This is a genomic window from Celeribacter indicus (genome assembly GCF_000819565.1).
Taxonomy (GTDB): Bacteria; Pseudomonadota; Alphaproteobacteria; order Rhodobacterales; family Rhodobacteraceae; genus Celeribacter; species Celeribacter indicus.
Window position 1 is genome coordinate 461,876 of record NZ_CP004393.1, and the last position, 8,125, is coordinate 470,000.

Sequence of the window (8,125 nt, forward strand, 5' to 3'; positions counted from 1 at the left end):
ATCCTTGATCCCCGGCCAGTCTATACCCGCACGCTCCGCTCCGCTATCCTGCGCGCAATCACAAATGCCACAGGCTTCATACATGACAGAATTCGATCCTCTTTCCTTCCTCACAGGCGGCAACCTCGTCACGCTGGCGCTCGCGCTGCTCGTCATTCTTCTCGTGTTCAAGGGCGTGCGCATCGTGCCGCAGTCCGAAAAATACGTGGTCGAACGCTTCGGGCGGCTGCGCACGGTGCTCGGGCCGGGGATCAACCTCATCGTGCCGCTGATCGACGTCGTGGCGCACAAGATCTCGATCCTCGAGCGTCAGCTTCCGAACGCGATGCAGGATGCGATCACCTCCGACAACGTGCTGGTGAAGGTGGAGACTTCGGTCTTCTACCGCATCATCGAGCCGGAGAAGACGGTCTACCGGATCCGTGACGTGGACGCCGCCATCGCCACCACGGTCGCGGGGATCGTGCGTGCGGAGATCGGCAAGATGGAGCTCGATCAGGTGCAGTCGAACCGCTCCGACCTGATCGCGACGGTGAAGGCCTCGGTCGAGGATGCAGTCGACAACTGGGGGATCGAGGTGACGCGGGCCGAGGTGCTCGACGTCAATCTCGACGAGGCGACGCGGGCGGCCATGCTGCAACAACTCAACGCCGAACGTGCGCGCCGTGCCGCCGTGACGGAGGCCGAGGGCGAAAAGCGCTCTGTCGAGCTGGCCGCCGATGCGGAACTCTACGCCGCCGAACAGAAGGCGAAGGCGCGGCGCATCCAGGCCGATGCGGAGGCCTACGCGACCGAGGTCGTGGCGATGGCCATCGCCAAGCACGGTATCGAGGCGGCACAATACCAGGTGGCGCTCAAGCAGGTGGAGGCACTCACGGCGCTCGGCGAAGGGGAGGGCAAACAGACCGTGGTCGTGCCCGCCTCCGCGCTCGAAGCGTTCGGGGACGCCTTCCGCATGCTGAAGGGGCGCGGCTGATGGATCAGGTCGCGCTGTTTCTCGAATGGTGGATCTGGGGCCTTCTGGCGATCCTGCTTTTCGTGGTCGAGGTGATGGTCACGGGCTTTGTCTTCCTCGGGTTCGGGATCGGGGCAGCCATCGTGGCGCTTCTGTTGTTCCTTGGCTGGCTCGGCACGAATCTCGCCATTCTGGTGCTGATCTTCGCCGTGATCTCGCTGATCGCCTGGTTTGCGATGCGGCGCGTGTTCGGCCTGCGCAGGGGGCAGGTGAAGGTCTGGGAGAAGGATATCAACGACGATGTCTGAGCCGCATCCGCCGTTCGACGGGGCGAAGATCGCGATCCTGCGCGGGGAGGAGGTGCTGGTGCTGCTGCGCGACGACCGGCCGGACATCCCCTATCCCAACCATTGGGATCTTCCGGGCGGCGGGCGTGAGGGGCTGGAGACCCCGTTCCAGACGGCGGCGCGCGAACTCGGGGAGGAACTGTCGCTCGCGATCTCGCCGGAGCGGGTGATTTATCACAGGGAGGAGGCGGGTCATTCGGACCCGCGGTTGCGCGTGCATTTCTTCGTCGCGCGCTGGGACGAATTGCGCGACGAGATGATTGCGCTGGGCGACGAGGGCCAGTGCTGGTCCTGGATGAAGGTGCGCGATTTCGTGACGCGTCGGGATGCGGTGATCTCGCTGCGCCGCCGGCTCGGCGGCTATCTCGCCACGCGTGATGGTATTCCGGACTGCGGAACCCTTTGGTGAATGCCGGCGTTGATCCGGCAAGACGCAGACGCGAAAGGATTAAACATGGCTCGGAATGACAGCTATTCGAACACGCCCCGGTCGTCCTCCGGCAATGGCGGGATCTATTTCGTCCTTGGCGCCATCGTGGTGGCGATCGGGGTCATCATCTATCTCGTCGCTGGGGGCGATGCGGATCTGACGAGCGGCACGGAAGCGCCCTCGTCGGTGAACATCACCAATGAAGCGCCCGATGGGGCGGATGCGGGTCTCACGATCGACACCGACGACGGAGCCGCGGTCACGACGGATGAAGAAGGCACCGTCGCACCCGAACCGGCGCCGGAACCGGCTCCTGCACCTGTCCCGCCCGCAGAATAACGCATAGTGCTTTCAAAGGAACGGCGCTCCGGAAGGGGCGCCGTTTCCACATGCGGGGATCAGGTGTGCACGCGGGTGATCTCGTCGCGGATCTGTAATGCGGCGGCGCGGGGGTTCTCGTGCTGCCAGACCGGGCGGCCGACGACGATGTGATCGACTCCATCCCGAATCGCCTGGGTCGGAGTGGCCACACGTTTCTGGTCCCCCAGCGCGGCGCCGGCGGGCCGCACGCCGGGCGTTACGATGAGCCGACCCTGCGCTTCCGGCAGGGCGCGGATCATGGCCGCTTCCTGCGGCGAGGCGATGACACCATCCGCCCCCGCCTCGAAGGCCCTGGCGGCGCGCTCCTGGACGAGATCGCGGATGTCGCCGGGCTTGATGAGCGCGCTGTCGAGATCGCCGCGGTCCAGCGAGGTCAGGATCGTCACCGCAAGGATCTTCATTTCCGAGCCGGAGGCGCCTTCCTTCGCGGCCTTCACCACATAGGGATCGCCATGGACGGTGAGAAAGTCCATCTCGTATTGCGCCACCCCGCGCACGGCATTCTCCACCGTCGCTCCGATGTCGAAGAACTTCATGTCGAGGAAGATGCGCTTTCCCTGTTCCTGCTTGAGCGCGTTGGCAAGTGCGAGCCCACCGCCAGTCAGCATCCCCAGACCGATCTTATAGAAGGAGACCGCGTCCCCGATGCGCGACACGAGGTCGAGCCCCGCCACCACGTTCGGAACATCAAGGGCGACGATCAGGCGGTCATCGGCAGGTGTGACGGCGCGCTCGGTGACGGACATGGGCAAACTCCTTTGAAGCCTGCCCCTCCATGGGCGCTGGATGCGGTGCGGTCAAGAGGCCGGGTCGCCCGTTCAGGCGCTCAGCCGCCCGCTTTGGCCCGCGATTTCCGCCACAAGCTTCAGATGCGCGATATTGTCCCCGCGGTTGCGTGCCCGCATCGCGCGGGCCCGCAGGACGAGGCCACGGGCAAGGGTTTCGAAATCCGAGTTGATAGGAGCCGCGAGGTCGACCGGATAAGTGATCCGTTCGCCGGCCTCGTGGAAAATCACGCGGGCTTCGAACGCTTGGCGCGCCGGGTTGTAGGTCATGCCCTGAACTTCTGCTCCGTAGGTGTGCATGGCTGCCTCCTGAGGCTGTTTCGCTGTCAACGCCACGCCGCGGAAATCGTTCCATTTTGGTCACACCGCCTCTTGCAGAGGAGGAGGGCGGCACCCATCTCGAAGTCAAGGTTCCGGACATGGAAGTGCCGCCTGGCGGGCTTCGCAAGACGCGGAACGCTTTGTAGAGGAGAGACGGTATGAACATGGAGAAGTTCACCGAACGCGCGCGCGGTTTCATCCAGGCGGCGCAGACCATCGCCATGCGCGAAAACCATCAGCGGCTGGTCCCCGAACATCTTCTGAAGGCCCTCATGGATGACGAGGAGGGCTTTGCCTCCAATCTCATCAGTCGCGCTGGCGGCGATCCGCGCCTTGTGCGCGCCTCCGTCGATGCAACCATCGGCAAGCTGCCGAAGGTGTCGGGCGATGCCGGCCAGACCTATCTCGACCGCTCGGTCGCCGAACTGCTCGACGAGGCGGAGAAGATCGCGAAGAAGGCGGGCGACAGTTTCGTTCCGGTGGAGCGGCTCCTGACCGCGCTGGCAATCGTGAAGTCGAAGGCCAGGGAAGCTCTGGAAGCGGGGGGCGTGGATGCGAAGAAGCTCAACGCCGCGATCAACGAGATCCGAAAAGGCCGCACGGCCGACAGCGCATCGGCCGAAGAGGGCTACGAGGCGCTCAAGAAATATGCGCGTGACCTGACGGAGGCCGCGGAAGAGGGCAAGATCGACCCGATCATCGGACGCGACGAGGAAATCCGCCGCTCCATGCAGGTGCTTTCGCGCCGGACGAAGAACAACCCGATCCTGATCGGTGAGCCGGGCGTCGGCAAGACCGCGATTGCCGAGGGGCTTGCCCTGCGGATCGTCAATGGCGACGTGCCGGAGTCCTTGCGCAACAAGAAACTCCTGGCGCTCGATATGGGCGCGCTCATTGCCGGTGCGAAATATCGCGGGGAATTCGAGGAACGGCTGAAATCCATCCTCAAGGAGATCGAGGCCGCCGCGGGTGAGATCATTCTCTTCATCGACGAGATCCACACCCTCGTGGGCGCGGGCAAGACCGATGGCGCGATGGACGCGGCCAACCTCATCAAGCCGGCGCTCGCGCGCGGGGAATTGCACTGTGTCGGTGCGACCACGCTCGACGAATACCGCAAGTATGTCGAGAAGGACGCGGCTCTCGCCCGCCGGTTCCAGCCGGTGATGGTGACCGAGCCGACGGTGGAGGACACGATCTCGATCCTGCGCGGGATCAAGGAGAAATACGAGCTTCACCACGGGGTGCGCATCTCCGACTCCGCGCTTGTGGCCGCCGCGACGCTCAGCCATCGCTACATCACCGACCGGTTCCTGCCGGACAAGGCGATCGACCTCGTGGACGAGGCGGCGTCGCGTCTGCGCATGGAGGTGGACAGCAAGCCCGAGGAACTTGACGCGCTCGACCGTCAGATCCTCCAGCTTCAGATCGAGGCGGAGGCCCTGAAGAAAGAGGATGACGAGGCGTCCAAGCACCGGCTCGAGAAGCTCGAGCAGGAGCTCGCGGACCTTCAGGACCGCTCGAACGCCATGACGGCGAAATGGGAGGCCGAACGCCAGAAACTCGAAGGCGCACGAGATCTCAAGGAGAAACTCGACCGGGCGCGGGCCGATCTGGAGATCGCGAAGCGCGAGGGCAATCTGGCGAAGGCCGGAGAACTCAGCTACGGCGTGATCCCGCAGCTCGAGCGCCAGTTGTCGGAGGCGGAAGCCGCCGAGGCCGAGGGCGACGGAGACCTCATGGTCGAGGAAGCGGTGCGTCCCGAGCAGATCGCGGAAGTCGTGGAGCGCTGGACCGGTATTCCGACCTCGAAGATGCTCGAGGGCGAGCGGGAGAAACTCCTGCGGATGGAAGACGGCTTGCATAAGCGGGTGATCGGCCAGGACGCGGCGGTACGCGCCGTGGCGAATGCCGTGCGGCGTGCGCGGGCGGGGCTCAACGATGAGAACCGGCCTCTGGGCTCGTTCCTCTTCCTCGGGCCGACCGGCGTCGGCAAGACCGAGCTGACGAAGGCCGTGGCCGAGTTCCTCTTTGACGACGACAACGCGATGGTGCGCATCGACATGTCCGAGTTCATGGAGAAACACAGCGTGGCCCGCCTGATCGGTGCGCCTCCGGGCTACGTCGGTTATGACGAAGGCGGTGTTCTGACCGAAGCCGTGCGGCGTCGGCCCTATCAGGTCGTGCTGTTCGACGAGGTAGAAAAAGCGCACCCGGATGTGTTCAACGTGCTGTTGCAGGTGCTCGATGACGGTGTGCTGACCGACGGACAGGGCCGCACCGTGGACTTCAAACAGACGCTGATCATCCTGACGTCGAACCTCGGATCTCAGGCGCTGAGCCAGTTGCCGGAAGGGGCTGACAGTTCCGTGGCCAAACGCGACGTGATGGACGCGGTGCGGGCGCATTTCCGCCCCGAATTCCTCAACCGCCTGGATGAGACGATCATCTTCGACCGTCTGGGCCGGAAGGACATGGGCGGGATCGTCGAAATCCAGCTCTCTCGTCTCGAGAAACGACTGGCGAAACGCAACATCTCGCTGGCCATCGACCAGGGGGCAAAGGAATGGCTCGCCAACGAAGGATACGATCCGGTCTTCGGCGCGCGACCGCTGAAACGGGTGATCCAGCGCACGTTGCAGGATCCGCTCGCGGAGCTTCTGCTCGCCGGAGACGTGAAGGACGGGGAGACGATCCCGGTGAGCGCCGGTGCCGACGGGCTGATCATCGGGGACCGCAAGGGCGCGTCGAACCGGCCGAAACCGGACGATGCGGTGGTGCACTGAGCGAACAAACGAAAAAGGGGGCGGCCTTCCGGGGCCGCCTTTTTCCTGCCCTGTGGCAAGAGAGGGGCGTCTTTCAGCTTCGGCCCCACATGCCGAGATGGTGAAGAGACCGTATGCCGTTGAATGCAATGGATTTCGCCTCGCACCCGCGCGGATTCGGGTTGTCTTCTGCGGGAACTCTGTCAGGGTTGGAATGGATCTTCATGCAATCCGGCGAGGTTTTCGATGGCATTCTGGCACTGGGCGATGATGGCGCTTCAGGTTCTGGCGCTTGCGTTCGTGATGGTGATCGGGGTGGTGGCGCTCGTGGCCGTGGCGCTGTTCGTGCTCGACAAGAGGCAGACGAAGGACGCGATTCTGCGCAACTACCCGGTGATCGGCCATTTCCGGCACTGGTTCTCCACCCTGGGCGAGTTCTTTCGCCAGTATTTCTTTGCGATGGACCGGGAGGAGATGCCCTTCAACCGCGCCCAGCGGGACTGGATCTATCGCGCGGCGGATGGAAAGGGGAACACCGTTGCCTTCGGCTCGACACGCTCGCTGACCATTCCGGGGACGCCGATCTTCATGAACGCGCCCTTTCCGCCACTCGACGACCAGTTCGCGGCCTCCGAACCGATGGTGATCGGTCCGCATTGCCGCGTCCCCTACACGGCCACCTCGGTCTTCAACATTTCCGGCATGTCCTATGGCGCGATTTCCAAACCCGCGGTCCTGGCGCTGTCGAAGGGTGCGAAGGAGGCCGGGATCTGGCTCAACACCGGGGAAGGGGGGCTGTCGCCCTTCCACCTCGAGGGCGGGGCGGATCTTGTTTACCAGATCGGTACGGCGAAATACGGCATTCGCGACGAGAACGGCAATCTCGACGACAACAAGCTGCGCGCGATTGCGGCCAATGACCAGGTGAAGATGTTCGAGATCAAGCTGTCTCAGGGCGCGAAACCCGGCAAGGGGGGTATCCTTCCCGCCGCCAAGATCACGCCCGAGATTGCGCAGATCCGCGGTCTCCGTCCCGGCGAGGACGGAATTTCGCCCAACCGCCACCGCGAAGTGGACGATTTCGGCGACCTGCTCGATTTCGTCAACCACATCCGCGATGTGACGGGCAAGCCCACCGGCTTCAAGTTCGTCGTCGGCTCCTCGCGGCCCTGGGCGAAGTTCTTTGAGCTCATCAAGGAACGCGGCGACGAATATGCGCCCGACTTCATCACCATCGATGGTGGCGAGGGCGGCACGGGCGCTGCGCCGATGCCGCTGATCGACCTCGTGGGCATGCCGATCAAGGAGGCCCTGATCCGCATCGTCGACCTGCGCGACAAATATGGATTGCACGAGCGCATCCGCATCGTCGCCGCCGGCAAGCTCGTGAACCCTGCGGATGTCGCCTGGGCGATCTGTGCGGGGGCGGATTTTGTGACGTCCGCGCGTGGCTTCATGTTCTCGCTGGGCTGCATTCAGGCCCTGAAATGCAACCGCAACACCTGTCCGACGGGGATCACCACCCATGACCCGCATCTCCAGAGGGGACTCGTGGTCGAGGACAAATACAAGAAGGTGGCGGCCTATGCGCGTGCCACGATCAGCGAGCTCGAGACCATCGCCCATTCGGTCGGCGTGCTCGAGCCGCGGCAGATGCGGCGACGGCATGTGCGGATCGTCCAGGCCGACGGAACCTCCATCCCGCTCGACCGGATCGTGCCGAGCTATCACAGCGACGCGCAGAGCGTGGAAAGTTACAAGGTTCCAACGCACATGTGAGATGAGTTGGGTTTGAGCGCGCGGCGAAGCGGGGTAGCCTTTCCGCGGGCAGTCAGAGGGGAGGGCCGGATGGCCGGGCGTATCAACAGACCGTATTCCGAGGTGACGCCGGAGCGCGTCTATCTCAACCGGCGCGCGGTGATCGGCGGGCTCGCGGGCGCCGGGCTTCTGGCCGGTACGGGCGCGCGGGCGCAGGAGATGCCGCAATTCTCCATCGAAGGGTTCGACACGACGGAGGCGCCGAACAGCTTCGAGGAGATCACCAACTACAACAATTTCTACGAGTTCGGCACCGGGAAGGAAGATCCCGCCCGCTATGCCGGCGCGCTCACCACCGATCCCTGGTCGGTGGAGATCGACGG

9 protein-coding genes (1 of these 9 only partly in view) are annotated in these 8,125 nt (G+C 64.2%); 7 read left to right on the forward strand and 2 right to left on the reverse strand.

Features of this window, described 5'->3' with window-relative positions; genetic code table 11:
- Positions 1-82 precede the first annotated feature (82 nt).
- The 4 genes from P73_RS02320 to P73_RS02335 are packed head-to-tail and all read left to right on the forward strand — an operon-like array spanning position 83 to position 2,071.
- Positions 83-976, forward strand: coding sequence for an SPFH domain-containing protein (locus tag P73_RS02320; protein WP_043868286.1), 894 nt, complete (start codon positions 83-85; stop codon positions 974-976).
- Positions 976-1,263: an NfeD family protein gene (locus P73_RS02325; protein WP_043868287.1), complete on the forward strand. Its 288-nt coding sequence runs from the start codon at positions 976-978 to the stop codon at positions 1,261-1,263. The genes P73_RS02320 and P73_RS02325 overlap by 1 nt, the downstream gene beginning before the upstream one ends.
- Entirely contained in the window at positions 1,256-1,711 is a 456-nt protein-coding gene (locus P73_RS02330) for an NUDIX hydrolase (RefSeq protein WP_043868288.1), read from the forward strand. Before P73_RS02325 ends, P73_RS02330 begins: the two co-directional genes overlap by 8 nt.
- Positions 1,712-1,756: 45 nt before the next feature.
- The gene (locus P73_RS02335) at positions 1,757-2,071 is read left to right on the forward strand and encodes a hypothetical protein (protein ID WP_043868289.1); all 315 of its coding nucleotides are present in this window, start codon (positions 1,757-1,759) and stop codon (positions 2,069-2,071) included.
- A gap of 59 nt (positions 2,072-2,130) precedes the next feature.
- Here P73_RS02335 and pyrF read toward each other — a convergent pair whose 3' ends face one another.
- Together pyrF and P73_RS02345 are read right to left on the reverse strand one after the other, a co-directional pair.
- Positions 2,131-2,859, reverse strand: a complete 729-nt coding sequence (pyrF, locus tag P73_RS02340) for an orotidine-5'-phosphate decarboxylase (RefSeq protein WP_043868290.1) — start codon at positions 2,857-2,859, stop codon at positions 2,131-2,133.
- Positions 2,860-2,931: 72 nt separating this feature from the next.
- The gene (locus tag P73_RS02345) at positions 2,932-3,198 is read right to left on the reverse strand and encodes a hypothetical protein (RefSeq protein ID WP_043868291.1); all 267 of its coding nucleotides are present in this window, start codon (positions 3,196-3,198) and stop codon (positions 2,932-2,934) included.
- A gap of 179 nt (positions 3,199-3,377) precedes the next feature.
- Between P73_RS02345 and clpB the strand changes: the two genes are divergently transcribed.
- The 3 genes from clpB to msrP form a co-directional block, all read left to right on the forward strand.
- Positions 3,378-6,005 carry an ATP-dependent chaperone ClpB gene (gene clpB / locus P73_RS02350; RefSeq protein ID WP_043868292.1) on the forward strand — a complete coding sequence of 876 codons (2,628 nt, stop codon included), beginning with the start codon at positions 3,378-3,380 and terminating at the stop codon, positions 6,003-6,005.
- A gap of 225 nt (positions 6,006-6,230) precedes the next feature.
- Positions 6,231-7,763, forward strand: a complete 1,533-nt coding sequence (locus P73_RS02355) for an FMN-binding glutamate synthase family protein (RefSeq protein WP_082033097.1) — start codon at positions 6,231-6,233, stop codon at positions 7,761-7,763.
- Between the two features lie 69 nt (positions 7,764-7,832).
- A protein-coding gene (msrP, locus tag P73_RS02360; protein ID WP_043868293.1) for a protein-methionine-sulfoxide reductase catalytic subunit MsrP crosses the window boundary here: on the forward strand, positions 7,833-8,125 show its beginning. Its footprint extends 634 nt past the window's final position; the window shows 293 of its 927 coding nt (coding positions 1-293); the start codon lies at positions 7,833-7,835; the stop codon falls past the right edge of the window.

What these genes read in the sequence shown, in the direction of transcription:
- P73_RS02320 (WP_043868286.1), top strand. Translation starts at nt 83, where the DNA reads ATGACAGAATTCGATCCTCTTTCCTTCCTCACAGGCGGCAACCTCGTC.
- P73_RS02325 (WP_043868287.1), top strand. Translation starts at nt 976, where the DNA reads ATGGATCAGGTCGCGCTGTTTCTCGAATGGTGGATCTGGGGCCTTCTG.
- P73_RS02330 (WP_043868288.1), top strand. Translation starts at nt 1,256, where the DNA reads ATGTCTGAGCCGCATCCGCCGTTCGACGGGGCGAAGATCGCGATCCTG.
- P73_RS02335 (WP_043868289.1), top strand. Translation starts at nt 1,757, where the DNA reads ATGGCTCGGAATGACAGCTATTCGAACACGCCCCGGTCGTCCTCCGGC.
- pyrF (WP_043868290.1), bottom strand. Translation starts at nt 2,859, where the DNA reads ATGTCCGTCACCGAGCGCGCCGTCACACCTGCCGATGACCGCCTGATC.
- P73_RS02345 (WP_043868291.1), bottom strand. Translation starts at nt 3,198, where the DNA reads ATGCACACCTACGGAGCAGAAGTTCAGGGCATGACCTACAACCCGGCG.
- clpB (WP_043868292.1), top strand. Translation starts at nt 3,378, where the DNA reads ATGAACATGGAGAAGTTCACCGAACGCGCGCGCGGTTTCATCCAGGCG.
- P73_RS02355 (WP_082033097.1), top strand. Translation starts at nt 6,231, where the DNA reads ATGGCATTCTGGCACTGGGCGATGATGGCGCTTCAGGTTCTGGCGCTT.